Annotated in this window: 12 protein-coding genes; all 12 read left to right on the top strand. The window is 67.3% G+C overall.

Annotated elements, in window-relative coordinates; genetic code table 11:
* The first annotated feature begins 355 nt into the window (after window positions 1–355).
* The 12 genes from BN3560_RS04100 to BN3560_RS04045 all read left to right on the top strand — a co-directional run bounded on the left by BN3560_RS04100 (window position 356) and on the right by BN3560_RS04045 (window position 19,452).
* The gene (locus BN3560_RS04100; protein WP_096227108.1) at window positions 356–2,977 is read left to right on the top strand and encodes a DEAD/DEAH box helicase; all 2,622 of its coding nucleotides are present in this window, start codon (window positions 356–358) and stop codon (window positions 2,975–2,977) included.
* A 238-nt stretch (window positions 2,978–3,215) separates the two neighbouring features.
* On the top strand, window positions 3,216–3,776 hold the full coding sequence (locus BN3560_RS04095) for an RNA polymerase sigma factor (protein ID WP_096227107.1): 561 nt from the start codon (window positions 3,216–3,218) through the stop codon (window positions 3,774–3,776).
* Complete coding sequence (locus tag BN3560_RS04090) at window positions 3,773–4,576, top strand: hypothetical protein (RefSeq protein WP_096227106.1); 804 nt, start codon at window positions 3,773–3,775, stop codon at window positions 4,574–4,576. Before BN3560_RS04095 ends, BN3560_RS04090 begins: the two co-directional genes overlap by 4 nt.
* A 17-nt stretch (window positions 4,577–4,593) precedes the next feature.
* Entirely contained in the window at window positions 4,594–5,268 is a 675-nt protein-coding gene (locus BN3560_RS04085) for a hypothetical protein (RefSeq protein ID WP_096227105.1), read from the top strand.
* Window positions 5,265–6,044, top strand: a complete 780-nt coding sequence (locus BN3560_RS04080) for a hypothetical protein (RefSeq protein ID WP_096227104.1) — start codon at window positions 5,265–5,267, stop codon at window positions 6,042–6,044. The genes BN3560_RS04085 and BN3560_RS04080 overlap by 4 nt, the downstream gene beginning before the upstream one ends.
* Window positions 6,045–6,066: 22 nt before the next feature.
* Window positions 6,067–6,924, top strand: coding sequence for an ATP-binding cassette domain-containing protein (locus BN3560_RS04075; RefSeq protein ID WP_096227103.1), 858 nt, complete (start codon window positions 6,067–6,069; stop codon window positions 6,922–6,924).
* 142 nt (window positions 6,925–7,066) lie between these two features.
* Entirely contained in the window at window positions 7,067–8,269 is a 1,203-nt protein-coding gene (locus BN3560_RS04070) for an NADP-dependent isocitrate dehydrogenase (protein ID WP_096227102.1), read from the top strand.
* Window positions 8,270–8,589: 320 nt separating this feature from the next.
* Window positions 8,590–9,429: a transporter substrate-binding domain-containing protein gene (locus tag BN3560_RS04065; RefSeq protein WP_096227101.1), complete on the top strand. Its 840-nt coding sequence runs from the start codon at window positions 8,590–8,592 to the stop codon at window positions 9,427–9,429.
* Window positions 9,430–9,443: 14 nt separating this feature from the next.
* On the top strand, window positions 9,444–12,515 hold the full coding sequence (locus BN3560_RS04060; protein ID WP_096227100.1) for a mechanosensitive ion channel domain-containing protein: 3,072 nt from the start codon (window positions 9,444–9,446) through the stop codon (window positions 12,513–12,515).
* 302 nt (window positions 12,516–12,817) lie between these two features.
* Window positions 12,818–15,409, top strand: a complete 2,592-nt coding sequence (locus BN3560_RS04055; protein ID WP_096227099.1) for a YhgE/Pip domain-containing protein — start codon at window positions 12,818–12,820, stop codon at window positions 15,407–15,409.
* On the top strand, window positions 15,406–17,592 hold the full coding sequence (locus BN3560_RS04050; RefSeq protein WP_096227098.1) for a YhgE/Pip domain-containing protein: 2,187 nt from the start codon (window positions 15,406–15,408) through the stop codon (window positions 17,590–17,592). Before BN3560_RS04055 ends, BN3560_RS04050 begins: the two co-directional genes overlap by 4 nt.
* Before the next feature lie 72 nt (window positions 17,593–17,664).
* Window positions 17,665–19,452, top strand: a complete 1,788-nt coding sequence (locus tag BN3560_RS04045; RefSeq protein ID WP_096227097.1) for an ABC transporter ATP-binding protein — start codon at window positions 17,665–17,667, stop codon at window positions 19,450–19,452.
* Window positions 19,453–19,587: the final 135 nt, after the last annotated feature.

Raw genomic sequence — 19,587 nt, 5'->3', positions numbered from 1 at the left:
ATCGCACGATGGACGATGTTTCGCCTTCATGGGCCTTCCAAGTCACCGTTTTGGCCGCCCTGAAGCTTAATGCACCTCGGTCAGGAGAGGTCGGCCAAAGCTGGCAGGGAAAACGCTGCCGGAATATTCGCTAGGGCGCGCAAAACCGGCTTCGGCATCATCTGATAACTTCAGAGCAGCCAAAACGGTGACTCGGAGGCGCCTTTTTCGCGAAACGCAGCCAGCTCGCGTGCGCCTGTTGCCTGCCTTATGCGGGCCGACGCATGTTCTTTTGCCGCCGTACAAGGCTCTTGGCGGGAAGTCCGGGTAGAATACGCAGTCGACGAGACGATCGAACCATTGCGGAGGCTTCCTCATGACAGAACAAGCGGCAGACGGAACGGCGGCGCGTGACGAATCCGTCGAGAGCGAGGCCTTTGCGCACGGGTCGCTCGGGCGGCTGGCGCCCACGTGGTGGGAGCCGGAGGAGGGCGAGGGTGAGCCGGAGCCGTGGCTCACGGCCGACGAGGCGCTCGACCGGTTCCTTGGCTGGGTGGCGGCGCGCGGCATCGAGCTGTGGCCCCACCAGGAGGAGGCCCTGATGGATCTCATGGTGGGCGACCACGTGATACTGGGCACGCCCACGGGCTCGGGCAAGTCGCTCGTGGCGCTCGGCCTGCACTTCATGGCGCTGGCCACCGGCCGCCGTGCATACTACACGGCACCCATCAAGGCGCTCGTGAGCGAGAAGTTCTTCGACCTGGTGGACATCCTCGGGCGCGAGAACGTGGGCATGATCACCGGCGACGCGCACATCAACGCGGAGGCGCCCGTTATCTGCTGCACGGCGGAGATCCTGGCCAACCAGGCGCTGCGCGAGGGCGAGGGGGCCGACGTGGGCTGCGTGGCCATGGACGAGTTCCACTTCTACGGCGACGCCGACCGCGGCTGGGCATGGCAGGTGCCGCTGCTCACGCTGCCGAAGGCCCAGTTCCTGCTCATGAGCGCCACGCTGGGCGACGTGAGCGCCATCGCGGCGTCCCTCAAGGAGCGCACGGGCACGGACGTGGACGTGGTGGCCGACGCGCCGCGCCCGGTGCCGCTGGAATACGAGTACGTGGAGATGCCTCTTGAGGGCACGGTGGAGCTGGCGCTGCGCAAGGGGGAGGCGCCGCTGTACCTGGTGCATTTCTCGCAGGATGCGGCGCTCGCCACCGCGCAGGCGCTGTCCAGCTACGGCGTGGCCACCAAGGAGCAGCGCGAGCAGGTGAAGGAAGCGGTCAAGGGGACGCGCTTCACCACGGCGTTCGGCAAGACGCTCAAGCGCCTGCTGGCCAGCGGCGTGGGCGTGCACCATGCGGGCATGCTCCCGCGCTACCGCCTGCTGGTGGAGAAACTGGCCCAGCAGGGGCTCCTGCCGGTTATCTGCGGCACGGACACGCTGGGCGTGGGCATCAACGTGCCCATCCACACCGTGGTGCTCACGGCGCTCACGAAGTTCGACGGCCATAAGATGCGCCGGCTGCGCGCCCGCGAGTTCCACCAGATCGTGGGCCGTGCCGGGCGTTCGGGCTTCGACACCGAGGGCATGGTGATTGCCGAGGCGCCCGAGCACGACATAGAGAACGCGAAGCTGGTGGCGAAGGCGGGCGACGACCCGAAGAAGCTGCGCAAGATAAAGAAGAGGCAGCCGCCCGAGGGGTTCGTCACGTGGAACAAGCAAACCTTCGAGCGCTTGATAGCCGCCGTGCCCGAGACGCTGAAGCCACGCATGAAGATCACGCATTCCATGGTGCTGTCCGAGGTGGTGCAGGGCGGCGACGCGTACGCTCGCGTGCGGAAGCTCATCGCCGACTCGGCCCAGACCGACGAGGAGAAGGCGGCGCTCTCGGTGCGCGCCGACGAGATATTCGACACGCTCGCCAACGCAGACGTGATCGAGCAGGTGGAGGGCGAGGACGGCGCCGTGGAGTACGTGACCACGGTGGACTTGCCGGAGGACTTCGCGCTCGACCAGCCGCTATCGCCGTTTTTGCTGGCGGCGCTGGAGCTTCTGGACCCCGAGAGCGAGACCTATGCGTTCGATGTCATATCGATGGCGGAGGCCACGCTGGAGGACCCTCGGCAGGTGCTGCGCGCCCAGGAGCGCGCGGCGCGCGACAAGGCCATGGCCGACATGAAGGCCGACGGCGTGGAGTACGAGGAGCGCCTGGAGAAGCTTGCCGACGTCACGTACCCGCGGCCGCTGGAGGACCTGCTGGAGGCGGCGTTCGAGCGCTACTGCGCCGAGGTGCCGTGGGCGCGCGACTTCGCGCTGGCGCCGAAGTCGGTGCTGCGCGACATGCTGGAGGGTGCGGCGGACTTCAAGGGCTACGTGCAGCGCTACGGCATCGCGCGCTCGGAGGGCACGCTTCTGCGCTACCTGGCCGACGCCTACCGCGTGCTCGATCGCACGATTCCTGCCGACAAGCGCGACGAGCGGCTGGAGGACATCATCGCATGGCTCGGCTTCGTGGTGCGCTCGGTGGACTCGAGCCTGGTGGACGAATGGGAGAGCGCGGGCTCGATGTTCGAGGCCGCGCCGCCCTCGGCTGCCGACGCCGTGGTGCGCGACCGCCGAGGCCTCACCGTGCTCGTGCGCAACGCGCTCTTCCAGCGCGTGCGGCTGGCGGCGCAGGGCCGCACGGCGGAGCTGGGGAAGCTCGACCAGGAGTGGGGCTGCGGCGAGCCGCGCTGGCAGCGCGCGCTCGACGCGTACTTCGAGGCGCACGAGGCCATTGCCATCGACGCCGACGCCCGTTCGGCGGCCTACCTGGCGATCGACGAGGCGAACGAGAAGGCGGAGCGCGTATGGCACGTGCGCCAGATATTCAGCGACCCGGAGGGCGACCACGACTTCGCCATCGCGGCCGACGTGGATCTGGACGCCACCCAGGAAGAAGGCGAGGCCGTGTTCAAGAACTACCGCGTGGGGTTTGCGGAGGAGCTGGGGGAGTAGGCTCCGACGCGCTTGGTTGAGACGCGGCCGTGTCGGCACGGCTGCGCCCGCGACCGTGCGAGGCCATTCCGGCAGACAGAATCGACGGGCCCGGAGCATGCGCTCCGGGCCAGCTGCATTTGAGGGCGATTTTTGAGGCGGACGGTGCGGTTGCGAAAAAATCGGGAACCCGTGAACCTCGCGCTTCTTCGGCGCTACTAAGGGGTTGAACGCGACGACGGGAATGAGGGGCGGTGACATGGAGGAGTGCGAAGCGGACGATGGGCGGGCACGCGCCGCGCTTGCGCGCATGGCGCGCGGCGATGAAGGCGCGCTCGAGGAATTGTACCGATGCTACGCGCCGGCCGTGCTCGCGTTCGCCTTGGCGCGCTGCCCGGATCGCCAGCTTGCCGAAGAGGCGGCCGCCGACGCGTGGCTGGGCTGCTGGCGCTCGGCCCGCGCGTTTCGCGGCGACAGCCGGGTGCTCACGTGGCTGCTGGGCATCACGAAACGCCAGGTGTACGTGCGTATGCGACGCGCCCGTCCCGTCGAATGCGCGCTCGATGACGGGACGGAGCAGCTGGCCGACGAGACGGGCGATGCGTTGGAGGTGCTGCTTGCGCAAGCGGGTCTCGACGAGATCGTGGCCGCGCTTGACGCCCTCGAGCCGGCGTTGGCTGAAACGGTGCGGCTCGCTTGGCTGCACGAGCTTCCCTATGCGGAGATCGCCCAAGTGACCGACGTGCCGGTGGGCACGGTGAAGTCGCGCGTGTCCCGCGCGCGAGCCCTGTTGCAGAAGACCTTGGGGAGGCGAGTATGAACACGGATGAAACCGAGCCGCGCGCGGCGTTGCGCGAGGCGATGAGGATGCAGGAACGGGCGTGCGCGTCCGACGTGCCCCCGTTCGCGTGCATCGCGGCGCACATCGAGGGCGAGCCGTCGATCTTCGAGGCGCCGGCTTGGTCGGTGCGCAAAAGCGCGCGGCTGGCGGCGAGCTTGGCGGCTGCGCAGGTGCGCGCGATGCCGTGGGCGGTGCTGCCGATGGCGCTCGTCATGGCCGCGCTGGCGGTGGGTGTGGCGTGCTTCGTCGACGCAGGCTGGGATGGGGATGGGGCTGTCTGGTGGCTCTCGGCGCTTTTGCTGTTGGGTGCGGCGCTCACCGTGACGGCCGCGCTCTCGACCGATGCCGCCGGCCTGCTGGCGTTGGCCATGCCGCTGGGGCCGCAGACCGTGCTGCTCGCGCGGCTGGCGGTGGTGCTGGGCGTCGATGCGCTCGCCGGGCTCGCTGCCTCGGCGGCGTTCGCTTGGTGGGGCGCGCCGGTTGAGCTCGGAGCGCTCGTGTCCTCGTGGCTCGTGCCCCTCGCCGTTGTCGCGGGCGCCTCGGCGTTCGTCGCGGTGTGGTCGAACGCGCCGTGGTCAGGCGCGGTGGTTGGCGCGGTTCTCGTGCCGCTCGTGGTACCGGTAGGTCGTGTGGCGGCGGGCGGCGGTGCACTTTCGGTGATCGCGCAGCTGCAAGGCGCCGTCGGGCCTGGAGCGATGGCGGCGGCGGGATGCGTCCTGCTTGCGGTTGCGGTGGTCACGGCGCGCAGGGCGCTGGTCGCTCACATGGAGGCGGCATGAGATTGAGGAGGCTTCGCATGGATGCAGGGTATGGCAGCGGCAACGGCCGCTTGACCGGATCGCAGCTGCGCGCGCTCGCAGCTGCGCAGACGCGGCGGGTGCGGGCCGTGGGCATCGTCGTGCCGGTGGCCGTTGGAGCGTGCATCGCCGCCGTCGGCGCATGCTGGGTGCTCGCGGCGGGCGCGATGGCGGCTACGCATGCGATGCTCGCCTTCACGCAGGCGTATCCCCTTGCGGTGGGCGTCTGCGCCGTCGCCGTGTTCACGGGCGACCCGCTCGTAGAGGTGCAGGCGGCCACGCCGGCGGAGTTCCGTGCGGTGCAGACGCTGCGCGGAGCCATTGTGCTGGCGGCGGCAGCAGTCGGCGCGCTCGTGATGTTCGTGCCGCTCGAGGCGCTGGGCCTCGTGTACCGCGACATCGGGTGGGCGGGAGCCATCACGCCGGTGGGCGGCGCGACGCTTATGGTGCTGGCGGCGTACGCGGCCGCGGCGCTCGCGGGTTCTTCGCGCAGCGCCGCGCTCGTCATCGTGGCGGTTTGGCTGTTCTTCGCACTCGTTTGGGATCCGAACGTGCCGCAGCTCGTGCTGCAGCGCGGGCTGCCGCTGCTCGTGCTGTGCTTGCTCTGCGCTTGCGTCTGGCGCGCACTTGGCGCGTCCGAGTACGCGTGGCGCAAGCTGGGAGGTGCGCGATGAGGTTCTTGTCGTTGGCGGGCACGCATTTCCGCTTAGCCGCACGGCAGCGGGCGCTTTGGATCGTGTCGTTCGCGCTCGCGTTGCTGTCGATCACGATCACCGTGAACCCCGGGCTTTCTTTTGAGACGGGCAATCCGACCGCGCTCGCTTTGACGGCGCAGATGCTCGCGCTGCTGCCTCCCATCGCCTACGCGGCGGCCTTCACCGACCTGGCCGCCGAGGCGGAGCGACTCGGCATCTCGGAGATCGAGGCGTCCGCACCCGTGCTTTCGTTCGAGTTGGTTGCGGCGCGTGTGGCGGGTTCCCTTGCGGCGATGGCGCTGCCGTCCGCAGGGGTGCTGCTGTTCTGCGCGGGTGGCCAGATGCTGCACGGCAACGCGTGGGCGATGCCCCAGGCGGCTTTCCTGCTGATCGGCATAGTGTTGCCGTCCGCGCTCATCGCGGCGTCGCTTTCGGCGTTTGCCGGCTCGTTCCTGCCGCGGGCCTTTGCGCGGATCGCGGCTATCGTCGCCTGGATCGGGGTGCTCTTCCTCACCGTGTTCGTGCCGACTCCCACTGCCGGAGGCGGCTTGCGGGTCCATATCGCGGCCAATCCCGTGGCGCAGGCATTCTTCGGCAGCACGCCGTTGCTCGATTCCCCTGAATCCGCCGCAACCGTCGCGGCTGCTACGCCCCTCGAGTCCGTCGTGCTGCTCGCCCTCGAGCTCGCCATCGCCGTCGCGCTGATCGCGGCGGCCGGCGCCATCGCCCGCAGGCGAGCCTACTGGCGCCGCTGAGCACTCAAGAAAGGAAACCCCCATGTTCATCTCCCTCGACTGTCTGGGCAAGGACTTCCCGAAGAAGCCCTGCGCCCTCGACGGCCTCACGCTCGACCTGCCTTCCGGCATGATCGGGCTCATCGGTCCCAACGGCGCCGGCAAGACCACGCTCATGCGCATCCTCTGCGGCATCGTGGGCCCCACGCGCGGACGCGTGCTTGTTGACGGGCGCGACCTGTCCGAGCCGCGCAACCGCCGCGCGCTCAAGAAGGCCCTCGGCTACTTGCCGCAGGACATCGAGCCCTATCCCAACCTCACGCCGCCCGAGTTCCTCGACTACGTGGGAGTCCTCAAGGGCATGGACGACCGGCGTGCGCGGCGCCGCCAGGCCGACGAGCTCATCGAGCGCGTGGGGCTGACCGATGTGCGTCGGCGGCGGATCGGCGGCTTCTCGGGCGGCATGCGGCGGCGCGTGGGCATCGCCCAGGCGCTCATGGGCGACCCTCGCCTGCTCGTGGTGGACGAGCCCACGGCCGGCCTCGACCCCGAGGAGCGCATGCGCTTCCGCACGCTCCTGGCCACGCTCGGCGGCGAGCGCACGGTGGTGCTGTCCACACACATCCTCGACGACGTGGCGCAGACCTGCCCTTACGTGTGCGTGCTTCGCGGGGGACGCCTGCAGTACGACGGTGCCACCGCAGGCCTCATCGACGGCGCGCACGGACGCACCTGGCTCACGCCGCCGCTCATGGCCCCACCGGCGGGAGCCGTCGTGGTGAATGCGGCGACCACGGCCCAGGGCACGCGCTACCGCATAGTGAGCGACGCGCCGCCCGCAGGATCGGCGCCCGTTGAGCCCACCCTTGAAGACGGTTACATGGCGCTCGCTGCCCGATGAGCCCTTTGTTTCGCGCTCATTTCCAAAAACCGGTGATGTCGTTGGTTTTGCGCGCGATGCGCCTGCGCGGGCCTGGGCTGGGGTATGATTGCGCAGTACACACGGGATGCGGGCGAGCCGCGCAACGAGGGAAAGGCTGACAATGGCGAAGATTCAGATGACCACGCCGCTGGTGGAGATGGACGGCGACGAGATGACGCGCATCATCTGGCAGATGATCAAGGACGAGCTGATCTGCCCGCACGTCGACCTCAAGACCGAGTACTACGACCTGGGCCTCGAGCACCGCAACGCCACCGATGACCAGGTGACCGTGGATTCCGCCGAGGCCACCAAGCGCCTGGGCGTGGCCGTGAAGTGCGCCACCATCACGCCGAACGCCGCGCGCATGGACGAGTACGACCTGAAGCAGATGTGGAAGAGCCCCAACGGCACCATCCGCGCCCTGCTCGACGGCACGGTGTTCCGCACGCCCATCACCGTGGCGGGCATCGAGCCGTGCGTGCGCAACTGGGCAAAGCCCATCACCATCGCCCGTCATGCCTACGGCGACGTGTACAAGAACACGGAGCTGCGCGTGCCCGGTCCCGGCACGGTGGAGCTCGTGTACACTGCGGCCGACGGCACCGAGACGCGCGAGCTCGTCCACGAGTTCGACGGCCCGGGCATCGCCCAGGGCATGCACAACCTCGACGCGTCCATCGAGAGCTTCGCACGCAGCTGCTTCGAGTACGCCCTCGACGTGAAGCAGGGCATCTGGTTCGCCACGAAGGACACCATCTCGAAGAAGTACGACCACCGTTTCAAGGACATCTTCCAGGAGATCTACGATGCCGAGTACGCCGCGCGCTTCGAGGAAGCCGGCATAGAGTACTTCTACACGCTCATCGACGACGCGGTGGCGCGCGTGATGAAGGCCGACGGCGGCTTCATCTGGGCGTGCAAGAACTACGACGGCGACGTGATGAGCGACATGGTGTCGAGTGCGTTCGGGTCGCTCGCCATGATGACGTCGGTGCTGGTGAGCCCGCAGGGGTACTACGAGTACGAGGCCGCGCACGGCACCGTGCAGCGCCACTACTACAAGCACCTCAAGGGCGAGGAGACGTCCACCAACTCGGTGGCCACCATCTTCGCGTGGTCGGGGGCGCTGCGCAAGCGCGGCGAGCTGGACGGCCTGGACGACCTCGTGGCGTTTGCCGACCGCCTGGAGCACGCCACGCTCGACACCATCGAGGCTGGCGAGATGACGGGCGACCTGGCCCTCATCACCACGCTGCCGAACCCGGTGAAGCTCTCCACCCGCGACTTCATCCTCGCCATCGCGAAGCGCCTGGCGGCGTAAAGGCGCGGCGGCGCGCCCCTCCCTCACTAAGTTCCTCGGCGCCCGGGATCCTTCCCGGGCGCCGCTGTTTTCCGCATGCGAGGTTGTCGGCATAGAAGCACATACCCTCGTCTGAACAGCCCCTTAAAAAAATTTTGAACCGGCAATCGCGCATGTTCGCAAGTTCCGGTTTGGCATACTTACCTTCTTGGAGCCGCGCCGCCGCGGCTTTGATGCGCTTTGCCGCCTTTGCGCGGCCGAGCGCATGTTTCGGGGCAGGCCCGCAGATGCGTGACAGGCATGCGGGGCCGGGCGGAGGTTTATCCGATGGGAGGAAGCACATGGGCAAGGTGAGGACGAGGGGCGCGACGCTTCTACTCGTCGCCCTGGCGCTGGTATGGGCGCTTGCAGGGCTGGCAGGATGCGGCAGTGGCGAGGGCGCCAAGGGCACCCCGGCGAACGGCGAGGCGCTGCGCGTGGGCGTTCGCAGCGACGTGGTGGGCTTCGGCTACCTGAACGAGGGAACGGGCAAGTACTACGGCTTGGAGATTGACATCGCCGAGGAGATGGCCGCGCGCATGGGCTACGGCACCGTGGAATTCGTGACCGTGACGCCCGACACCCGCAAGGACATGCTGTCAAACGGCGACGTCGACTGCATGGTAGCCTGCTATTCCATCGCCGAGTCGCGCGAGAAGAACTTCGATTTCTCGCCGTCCTACTACACGGACGCCTCCATTGTGATGGTGGAGAACAGTTCGCTCGTGTCGGGCATCGATGGCCTCAAGGGCCTCACGTTCGGCACCATGGCGGGGACGAACACCGCCCCGCAGCTGGCGCTGAAGCTGACGGAGTCGGGCTTCACGTCGGGCGAGGCGCTGGAGCAGACCGAGGACCACTCGATGACCCGGTTCGACAACTTCCGCCTCGTGCAGATGGCGTCCTACCAGGACCTCAGCCGGGCGCTCGAAGAAGGATCCATCGATGCGGCCTGCATGGACGGCGCCATTGCGCATACCTACCTGAACGCTGACCGCAGCATCCTCGACTACGTCATCGACACGCAGGAATACGGCGTTGCCACGCAGAAGGGCTCCGCGTTGAGCAAGCCGGTCTCCGACGCCATCCAGGGCATGCTCGACGACGGCACCATTGCGGTGCTCACGGACAAGTGGAACTAGGGAGGCGATGGGGCATGTCGAGAAAACTCAAGGTCAAGATCGCCGTCCTCGTTTTGGTGGCAGCCGCGAGCATGGCGGTCATGGGCGTTCTGCTGTCCACGATGCAGACCGAGCTGTCGCTGGACGGCTACGCGAGCGAGATGCGGCAAGAATCCGACGCGCTGGAGGGCCTGTTGGCGTCAGCGGACGAAGGCGTGGAGCAGAATACCGTCACCTTCGACGAGATATACCAGTCCAAGGCGGCGAGCGTGGCTTTCATGGCGAACAACGACGCCGGCTTCGCAGCGACCGATGCGAAGATGGTCGAGTACCAGGACCTTTTAGGCGTCGACAACGTGCTCGTGGTGTCGCGCGACGGCGCTATCGTCGCGAAGGCGCAGGACACCCCGGCGGACTTCGCCTACGCGCGTTTCAACCAGTTGCGCACCGTGTTCGATGACGGCGAGCCCTCCGCGGCCGTGGAGGTGGAGCTGCCCGAGCAGAACTGGCTCAAGCGCTACTACGCTGCCCGCATCGACGATGGTTCCATGGTGGTGGTCGAGCAGGACCCGGCCGAGCTGCGCCAGCTCGTGGAGGACACGGGCTCAACGAAAAGCGTGCTCAAGAACATCGCCATCGGCCAGCATGGCTTCATGTTCGCCGTGTCGGCGCAGGATTGCTTGGTTGAGTACCATCCGAACGACCTTCTTGTGGGCACCGACGCCATCGATGGCGGCATCGACGTAGCCGACCTCGAGGACGGCGCGTACGCGTGGATGGTTCTTGCCGGCGAGAATCTGTACGGCCATGTGAGCAAGATCGGCGACACCTACTATATCGCCGCCGTGCCCGAGAGCGACATGGCCGCTACCCGCAACGTCACGGTGGGCGTGATCCTCTTCATATTCTTCGCGGTCATGGCCGTGGTCATCATGTACGGCATCTTCGTCATGCGCGAGGACGAGCGCGAGGGGCGCAGTCCCGAGGACTACCGTCACGTCGGGCCGCTGCGCTACAACAAGGTAATAGGGCGCAAGGCCGCCGTGCTGTCGTTCGTGGGCTTTCTGGCCATCCTGGGCGTATCGTTCTACATGCAGACGCTGTTCGCCCTGTCATCCCAATCCGTGGCAAACAACGAGCGCGCCGCCGAGGTGGTGGAGACCACCCAGCGTACCCAAGCGCGCATGGACGAACTCATCAGCCAGTATGACGAGCGCTATCTGGGCAAGGCGCGCGTGGCCGGCTACATCCTGGACCAGAACCCGGCGCTCGAGAACCGCGACGACCTGCAGAAGCTGGCGGACGTCCTCATGATCCAGTACGTGTTCACGTACGACGGGAACGGCGTGATGACCGCAACGAACTCCTCCTACGCGAACTTTACCCTGAGCGAGGACCCCGAGGACCAGTCCTCCGAGTTCCGCAAGCTGCTCCAGGGCGCGGACTCGGTGGTGCAGGAAGCGCAGCCCGACGAGATATCCGGGCAGCTGCGCCAGTACATCGGCGTGCCGCTGCACGACGCGGCCGGCACCGTGGACGGCGCCGTGCAGATCGGCATTCGCGCGACGCGCCTGGAGAACCTGCTGGAGACCGTCACCGTCGACAGCGTGCTGGGCGGCGTGAAGGTGGGCTCCGAAGGGTTCGCATTCGCCGTGAGCAAGGATGACCATACGTTCGCGTACTTCCCTGACCAGCGACTTGTCGGCAAGGATGCGCTCGCGCACGGCATGACGGAGAGCCAGCTGAAGGACGGCTACTGCGATTACCTCACCGTGGAGGGAACGACGTACTACGTCTCGTCGGCCGAGGCGGAGAACTACTTCCTGTACGTTGCCGGCACCGAGGGCGAGCTCATGGCCGAGCGCGTGCCGCTCACCGTGGCCACGGGCGGTGTGGCCCTCGTGTGCCTCGTGGTGATATTTCTGCTGCTGGCCTTCGAACCGAGGGGCAGCGTGACCGTGGCCAAGGCGCCGGTCGAGGCCGACGCGCGCATGATCGACGTGAAGATGCCGAGCGGGCGCACGGCCAAGACCGAATCGGCAGCCAGCCGCTGGATTGCCCGCTCGTTCAAGTGGAGCGAGAAGACGGCCGAGCAGAAGACGGCTACGGTGGTGCGCTGGCTCGTGGGCGTGTTCGTGATCGCCGTGTTCGCAGCTGTGGTGTTCCAGGAGAGCATCTTCGGCCAGGGCTCGATCTTCTCTTACATCCTGGGCGGTAATTGGGAGCGCGGCGTGAACGTGTTCGCCCTCACGGCGTGCATCATGTTCGTGTGCGTGGCGCTGACCGTGGTCACGCTCGTTCAGAAGCTGCTGAACCTGCTGGCTACTGTGCTGGGCGCGCGCGGCGAGACCGTGTGCCGCCTGCTGGGCAGCTTCATCAAGTACGCCACCATCATCGGCATGGTGTACTACTGCCTCATGCTGGTGGGCGTGGACACCACCACGCTTTTGGCCTCGGCCGGCATCCTGTCCATCGCCATCAGCTTCGGCGCGAAGGAGCTGGTGAGCGATATCCTCTCCGGCCTGTTCATCATCTTCGAGGGCGAGTTCCGCGTGGGCGACATCATCAAGGTGGGCGACTGGCGCGGCACCGTGGTGGAGATAGGCGTGCGCACCACCAAGGTGGAGGACGGCTCGCAGAACATCAAGGTGATCCGCAACAGCGACATCAGCAACGTGGTCAACATGACGAAGGAGACGTCCTACGCCTCGTGCGATGTGGGCATCGAGTACGGCGAGTCGCTTGAGCGCGTGGAGAACATCCTGTCCAAGGAGCTGCCGAACATCCGCAAGCGGCTGCCGGCCATCATCGACGGCCCGTTCTACAAGGGCGTGGTGGAGCTGGGCGACAACAGCGTGACCATCCGCATCGTGGTGCAGTGCGCCGAGAGCGACCGCCTGCAGCTGGAGCGCGACCTGAACCGCGAGATGAAGCTGATCTTCGACAAGCACGACATCAGCATCCCGTTCCCACAGGTGGTGATCAACCAGCCCACCGTGTTCAAGAAGGCCACCGAGTACGAGAAGCGCAGCGCCGACCAGTTCAACAAGCAGCAGAAGGCCGCCGCCAAGGAGCTGGGCAACGACGAGGACGACGAGACGCGGTAGCGCCCGCGTTTGCGGGGGAGCGGCGGGCCCCGGGGCATCACGCCCCGGGGCCCGCCATACGTCGGGAGGCGGATTGAACGCCGGGGTCCTGTCGGGTTCGGGCGAGATGGAATGCGCGCGGCGCTTCGGCTTCGCGCGGTGCGGGCCGTCCGGTTCGGCACGCCGCGTTCCGCCCGCCTCGGCTGCCGGCAGCCGAGAGGTTGACGAATGTAACGTGTTCGTCAATCTTGCGTGACGTTACGTGCCGAGAGGGTTATCATTGTTCGGTATTTATCAGGCGGAGAAAGGGCGCGGCAGCGGCTATGGGAAACGTTTTGCGGGTGCTCAAGCGCGATGTGCTGCGCTTGCTCAAAACGCCTCCGGCGCTCGTGGTGGTGCTGGCGCTGCTCGTGCTGCCGTCGGTGTACACCTGGTACAACGTCGTGGGCTTCTGGAACCCCTACGACAATACGGGCGCGCTGCGCGTGTGCGTGGTGAACGAGGACGAGGGCGGCTCGAGCGAGCTGACCGGCGAGCTGCGCGTGGGCGACATGATAGTGGACGAGCTGCACGGGAACACGCAGCTCGACTGGGTGTTCGTCGACCGCGACGACGCCATGGCGGAGCTTGACGCGGGGAAGAGCTATGCCGCGTTCGTGATACCCGCGGACTTCACCTCCCAGCTGCTCTCGCTCACCACCGGCGATTTCACGCAGCCCAAGCTGGAATATTTCGTGAACGAGAAGGCGGGCCCGGTGGCACCGAAGATCACCGACACCGGCGCCAGCACGCTCGACGAGACCATCAACTCCACGTTCGTTTCCACCGTGAGCGACGTGGCCGCCGATGCCATCGACCAGGCGCTTGGCGAGTCGCGCGAGAAGCTGGACGCGTCCCGCTCGCAGGCGGTGGAAAAGATCGCCCAGGCCGTGCAGACGGTAGGCGAGGCGCGCGATTCGCTTGCGGGCATCGAGTCGGCCACCGACGAGGCGCAGGCCAAGGTGGGCGGCGCGAAGGACGCGCTCTGCCGCGTGCGCGCCGACCTGGGGACGGCGTCCGACGCGCTGCAGACCGTGTCCGGCCTGACGACGCAGATGCAGGACGGGCTGGCGAGCTTCTCCGCCGCGGCCATGCCGGCGGTGGGCACGGGCCTGTCATCGGTGTCGCAGGCCTCGTCGAAGGCGAACCAGGCGGTGGGGGACATCGCGGGCACGATCGGTGAGGCGCAGGGAAGCGTGCGGGCGACGCTCGCGCAGGCCCAGGCCGTGGTGGACGAGGACAAGGCGCTGGCGGCGTATCTGAAGAGCGTCGCCGACGGGCTTCCCGAGGACAACCCGGGCAAGCAGCCGCTTGCCGAGGCTGCCGCGCAGCTGGAGCAGCAGGCTGCAGACGCCCAGGCCACGCTCGATGACCTCACCCGCATCAGCGCAGACACCGAAAACATCTCGCAGGCCACGGCCCAAGCGGGCAACGACCTGAACGCCGCCGTCCAGCAGGCCGTCGCGGGCGCCCAGGCCTATTCGGACAACCTGTTCGGCACCACGATCCCCGCCGTGAACGGGAGCCTGGCGCAGCTGGGCGCGGCGTCGTCGTCGCTGGCAACCGCTGTCTCGAACCAGCGTTTGCTGGTGGACCAGACCTCGCTCGTGTTGGACCAGCTGGTATCCACGCTCTGCACCGCGAAGGACGCGCTCGGGCAGACCGACGGCATCCTGGCCAGCCTGGAGGAGGGGTTGGACACCGTGCGCACGGACGTGCTGTCGCTGGGCGAGTCCGGCGTGCTGGCGAAGCTGGTGGGAGAGGACGGGCTCGACGCGTCGAAGATCGCCGACTTCATGGGATCGCCCACCGAGCTTAAGACAGAGGAGCTCTACCCGCTGAACGCCTACGGTTCGGCCATGGCGCCGCTGTTCATGAACCTGACGTTTTGGATCGGCGCGTTCATGCTGTTGGTGATCATGAAGCAGGAGGTGGACGGCGAGGGCATCCGCAATCTTACCGTCACGCAGCGCTATCTAGGGCGCTTTGCGCTGCTCGCCGTGATGGCCGTGCTGCAGGCGGTGATCTGCTGTGCGGGAGTGCTGGTCATCGGGGTGCAGGCTGTCAGTGCGCCGGCGCTGTTCTTCGCGGCGGCGGTGGCGTCGCTTTCGTACCTCAGCATCATCTATGCGCTCTCGGTGACACTGCAGCATATTGGCAAGGGCATCTGCATCGTGCTCGTGTTCGCGCAGATCCCCGGGGCTACAGGGCTGTACCCCATCGAGATGACCTCGGGTTTCTTCCAGGCCGTGTACCCGTTCTTCCCCTTCACGTACGGCATCTCCGCCATGCGCGAGGCTATCTGCGGCTTCTACGGCTCGCACTACGGCGACGCCATCGGCATGCTGGCGTTCTTCTTCGTGCTGTTCATGGCCTTCGGCATCCTGCTGCGGCCCCTGATGGCGAACGTCAACCGCATGGTGGCCGGCCAGGTGCGGCAGGGCGGCATCTTCAACGGCGAGGACGTGGAGATCCCCGCGCGCCCGTACCGTTTCTCGCAGCTGTTCCGCGCGCTGTCGGGCAGGGATGAGTACCGCGAGGAGCTGCGCGTACGCTACGAGCGCTTCACACGCTGGTACCCGCGGCTTATCCGCGGCTCCGTGGCCCTGGGCCTTGCGGTGCCGGTGGCGCTGGCGGTGGTGTTCGCGCTCACGCCCGCCGAGAAGGTGTGGCTGCTCACGGCGTGGCTCGCGTGGCTTGTGGCCGTGTTCGTATTCCTGGTGGTGGTCGAGAGCCTGCGCGACAGCTTCGAGCGCCAGATGAGGCTCGACGACATGACCGACGAAGGGCTGCTGGAGCTGGGCGCCTCGCGCAACGAGATGGAGCGCTCGGCCGCGGACGGCGACGACGGTGCGGAAGGGGGTGCCGTGCGATGAGCAACGTCTGGCACCTGTTCCGCGGCGACATGAGGCGCCTGTTCTCGAACGCCATGAACATCATCATCACCGTCGGGCTCGTGGTGATGCCGTCCATCTTCGCCTGGTACAACATCATCGCGTGCTGGAACGTCTTCGATAACACGGGCAACCTCACCGTGGCCGTGGCGAACGTGGACGACGGGTACGAGAGCGACCTCGTGCCCCTGCGCGTGAACATCGGCGAGCAGGTGGTGTCCGCCTTGCGCGCCAACGACGAGATCGACTGGACGTTCACCACCGAGGAGGATGCGGTGGATGGCGCGAGGTCGGGGCGGTACTACGCGGCCGTGGTCATCCCGCACGATTTCAGCCGCGACATGCTGACGTTCTACTCCGATGACGTACAGCACGCCAAGATCGTGTACTACGCGAACGAGAAGAAGAGCGCCATTGCCCCCAAGATCACCGACAGGGGTGCGGACTCGGTGTCATACCAGGTGAACGAGGTGTTTGCCGAGACGCTCTCCGAGGTGGCGTTGAGCATTGCCGAGTCGCTTTCCCATTACGCCGACGAGTCCGACGCGGGCGGCCGCATCGCCGATCTGTCAGCGCATGTGCGCTCCATGGGCGACCAGGTGGACCGTATGGCGTCGGTGCTCACGCTGTACTCGTCGCTGGCGGGGGCCGCCCAGTCGCTCGTGGGCGAGTCCGCCCAGCTGGTGGAGGCTGCGCAGCACCAGGCGGACGGCCTGGGGAGCACGGCGTCGCAGGGTGCGGCCTCGGCCGCAAGCCTGGTGGATGCGCTGCGGCAGGCGGCGGATGGATTGTCCCAGGCGCTCGCGGACGGCGGGCAGGGCTTCGCCGCCGTGTCGGCATCCGCGGATGCGCTGTTCGATGCCGCCGCCACCGGCTCGCAGGACAGCGTGGCCGCGCTGCGCGGGCAGGCCGATGCCCTGGACGGGCAGGTTGCGGCATGCCGGAGCATCGTCGCGCAGCTGGAGGCGCTGCGCGACCAGGTGCCCGACGAGTACCTGCAGGCGCTCGAGAGCGTCATCGCGCGCATGAACGCCACCATCGGCCTTTTGGAGAACATGCGCGACACCATGAGAAGCGCCGCCGACAAGCTGGAGGCGGGCAGCGCCGACGTGCAGGCGGAGCGCGCGGAGATCAAGCGGTTGGCCGACGAGGCGCAGCAGGGTGCGGCTACGATGCGGGACGAGTTCGACACTAGCCTGAAACCGGGGCTCCAGAAGCTGGCCGACGAGGCGTCCTCGCTGGTCGCGAGCGTGGGATCAGGCTTGGACGGGCTGCGCGCCGCGGGATCCGGGCTGTCGGATTCGGCCGATTCCGCTGCGGCGGTGCTGGGCGGGGCGGCGGAGAAGATAGATGCGACCGTGGGCGAGCTGCACGGCGCCTCCGCTACGCTGCGCGAGCTGGCCGACGGCATCGACCAGGCGCTCGTTGCCGGGGATGCCGACCTGCTGCGCGAGGTGCTGGGCTCCGACACGCAGGTGCTGTCGAAGGCGCTTGCGGCGCCTGTGGGCATCGACCGCGTGGCCGTGTTCCCCGTGGACAACTTCGGTTCGGCTATGGCGCCTTTATATACTACGCTCGCACTGTTCATCGGGTCGTTGCTGATACTGGTGGTAGTGAAGCCTACCGTTCCCGGCCGGGTGCGCGCGCAGCTGGCCGATCCGCAGCCGCGCCAGCTGTTCTTCGGGCGCTTCGGCGTGATGGCCTTCCTGTCGCTGTCGCAGACCACGGTCATGGGCCTGGGGAACCTGCTGTTCTTGCAGGTGCAGGTGACGCACCCGCTGCTGTTCATGCTGTGCTTCTGGCTCGCCGGGCTCGTGTTCACGTTCCTGATATACGCGCTCGTGGCTGCGTTCGCGAACCTGGGCAAGGCCGTGGCGGTGCTGCTGCTCATCATACAGGTGACAGGGTGCGGCGGGTCGTTCCCGCTGCAGCTGCTGCCGCCGTTCATCCAGGGGCTGAGTCCCTGGCTGCCGGCCACCCACGTGGTGAACGCCATGCGTGCGGCCATGTTCGGCACCTACGGGGGCGACTTCTGGTGGGAGATGGGCCTGCTCGCGCTGTTCCTGGTACCGGCGGCCGTCATAGGCCTCGTGCTGCGCAAGCCGCTGGCGAAGTTCATGAGCTGGTACGTGGAGCAGGTGGAGTCCTCGAAGCTGGTGGGGTAGGGCGCGCTGGCCGCGCGGCCGGGGTTGCACGGGTGTGCGATAATCTTCTTGAAATACGAGAAGGAGAATCCTATGGCACGATCCGCTGCTCCGTCGACGACGCGACGCACGCTGCACTACTTCTGGCTGGTCACCCGAAAGCACCTCGGGCTGTTCGCCACGCTCATGACCGCGACGCTTCTGTTCGTGGCGCTGCTGTCGTACGGCAACCCCTACGTCATGAGTCTCGTGGTGGACCGCGTGAGCGCGGGCTCGGTGGGCACGTCCGAGGTGTTCGCGGTGTTCGGCCCCTACATCGTCGCGCTCATCCTCATCAACGTGGCCGGCCAGGCGGCCAGCAAGGTGCAGGACTACGCCATGTACCGGCTGCAGATCGCCGCCTCCTACGACCTGGCCACCATGTCGTTCGACGCGCTGTCCAACCAGTCGATGTCGTTTCATTCCAATCGCTTCGGCGGCACGCTGGTGAGCCAGACGACCAAGTTCATGAGCGCCTACCAGCTGCTGCTGGAAACCATCACCTTCCCGTTTCTGCCGGTCATCTGCTCGGTGGTGTTCACGTGCGCCATCCTCGCGCCGCGCGTGCCGGTGTACGTGGCCATCCTCATGGCGCTGCTCGCGGTGTACGCGGGCGTGTCCTACTACATGTACAAGCGCATCCTGCACCTGAACGAGCAGGCGGCCAGCGCGCAGAACCAGCTGTCGGGCGAGCTGTCCGACTCGGTTGCCAACATCCTGGCGGTGAAGACCTACGGGCGCGAGGACTACGAGCGCGGGCTGTTCGACCAGGCGAACCGCGAGGTGGTGGCGCGCGACTCGAAGCGCATGTGGGCGTCGCTCACGCGCGGCATCGTGACGGCGTGCATCACCATCGCCATCATGAGCGTGGTGGCCGTGTTCATCGCGGGCGGGAACGCGTGGTACGGCATCACGCCGGGCACGCTCGTGGTGATGTTCACGTACACCTACACGGTGACGAACCAGTTCAACTTCATCAACAACGGCCTGCAGCGCTTCAACCGCGCGTTCGGCGACGCGAGCGGCATGACCGTGATCCTCGACGAGCCGCGACTGGTGGCCGACAAGCCGGGCGCGCCCGAGCTCGAGGTGCGCGAGGGCGCCATCGACTTCGAGGACATCGGCTTCTGGTACACCGACGGCGAGGCGCGCACGCGGGTGTTTGACGACCTCGACCTGCACATCCCCGCCGGCCAGCGCGTGGGCCTCGTGGGTGCGAGCGGGGCGGGGAAGACCACGCTCACGAAGCTTTTGCTGCGTTTGTCCGACATCCAGGAGGGGCGCATCCTCGTGGACGGGCAGGACATCTCCGAGGCCGCCCAGCAATCGCTGCGCCGCCAGATCGCCTACGTGCCGCAGGAGGCGCTGCTGTTCCACCGCTCCATCGCGGAGAACATCGCCTACGGGAGGCCCGACGCCACGATGGAGCAGATCCGCGAGGCGGCGCGCCAGGCGAACGCGCTCGAGTTCATCGAGCGGCTGCCACAGGGCTTCGACACCGTCACGGGCGAGCGCGGCGTGAAGCTGTCGGGCGGCCAGCGCCAGCGCATCGCCATCGCGCGAGCGCTTCTGGCCGACTGCCCGGTGCTCGTGCTGGACGAAGCCACGAGCGCGCTCGACTCCGAGAGCGAGCAGCTGGTGCAGGACGCGCTGGCCACGCTCATGCGCGGGCGCACGGCCATCGTGGTGGCGCACCGGCTGTCGACGGTGGCCAGCCTCGACCGCATCGTGGTGCTCGACGGCGGCCGCGTGGTGGAGGACGGCCCGCACGCCGAGCTCATCGAGGCCGGCGGGGCCTACGCGAACCTGTGGAGCAGGCAGACGGGGGCGTATCTGGAGTGAATGCCCCAATAGGGGGCGGTCCCATTCGGGACATTTTCGTTCAGCCGCGCTTCGATCCTTGGCGGGAGATGCCGCCCTTGTGGCCGGAGGCTTTGTTGGGCCCCAGGCCCTTAGTTGCGCGCAGTTGTTGGCCGC

The organism is Gordonibacter urolithinfaciens (assembly GCF_900199375.1).
Taxonomy (GTDB): domain Bacteria; phylum Actinomycetota; class Coriobacteriia; order Coriobacteriales; family Eggerthellaceae; genus Gordonibacter; species Gordonibacter urolithinfaciens.
Note: the sequence above shows the minus strand (reverse complement) of the source record. Positions and strands in the feature narration are given on the sequence as shown.

What these genes read in the sequence shown, in the direction of transcription:
- BN3560_RS04100 (WP_096227108.1), top strand. Translation starts at nt 356, where the DNA reads ATGACAGAACAAGCGGCAGACGGAACGGCGGCGCGTGACGAATCCGTC.
- BN3560_RS04095 (WP_096227107.1), top strand. Translation starts at nt 3,216, where the DNA reads ATGGAGGAGTGCGAAGCGGACGATGGGCGGGCACGCGCCGCGCTTGCG.
- BN3560_RS04090 (WP_096227106.1), top strand. Translation starts at nt 3,773, where the DNA reads ATGAACACGGATGAAACCGAGCCGCGCGCGGCGTTGCGCGAGGCGATG.
- BN3560_RS04085 (WP_096227105.1), top strand. Translation starts at nt 4,594, where the DNA reads ATGGATGCAGGGTATGGCAGCGGCAACGGCCGCTTGACCGGATCGCAG.
- BN3560_RS04080 (WP_096227104.1), top strand. Translation starts at nt 5,265, where the DNA reads ATGAGGTTCTTGTCGTTGGCGGGCACGCATTTCCGCTTAGCCGCACGG.
- BN3560_RS04075 (WP_096227103.1), top strand. Translation starts at nt 6,067, where the DNA reads ATGTTCATCTCCCTCGACTGTCTGGGCAAGGACTTCCCGAAGAAGCCC.
- BN3560_RS04070 (WP_096227102.1), top strand. Translation starts at nt 7,067, where the DNA reads ATGGCGAAGATTCAGATGACCACGCCGCTGGTGGAGATGGACGGCGAC.
- BN3560_RS04065 (WP_096227101.1), top strand. Translation starts at nt 8,590, where the DNA reads ATGGGCAAGGTGAGGACGAGGGGCGCGACGCTTCTACTCGTCGCCCTG.
- BN3560_RS04060 (WP_096227100.1), top strand. Translation starts at nt 9,444, where the DNA reads ATGTCGAGAAAACTCAAGGTCAAGATCGCCGTCCTCGTTTTGGTGGCA.
- BN3560_RS04055 (WP_096227099.1), top strand. Translation starts at nt 12,818, where the DNA reads ATGGGAAACGTTTTGCGGGTGCTCAAGCGCGATGTGCTGCGCTTGCTC.
- BN3560_RS04050 (WP_096227098.1), top strand. Translation starts at nt 15,406, where the DNA reads ATGAGCAACGTCTGGCACCTGTTCCGCGGCGACATGAGGCGCCTGTTC.
- BN3560_RS04045 (WP_096227097.1), top strand. Translation starts at nt 17,665, where the DNA reads ATGGCACGATCCGCTGCTCCGTCGACGACGCGACGCACGCTGCACTAC.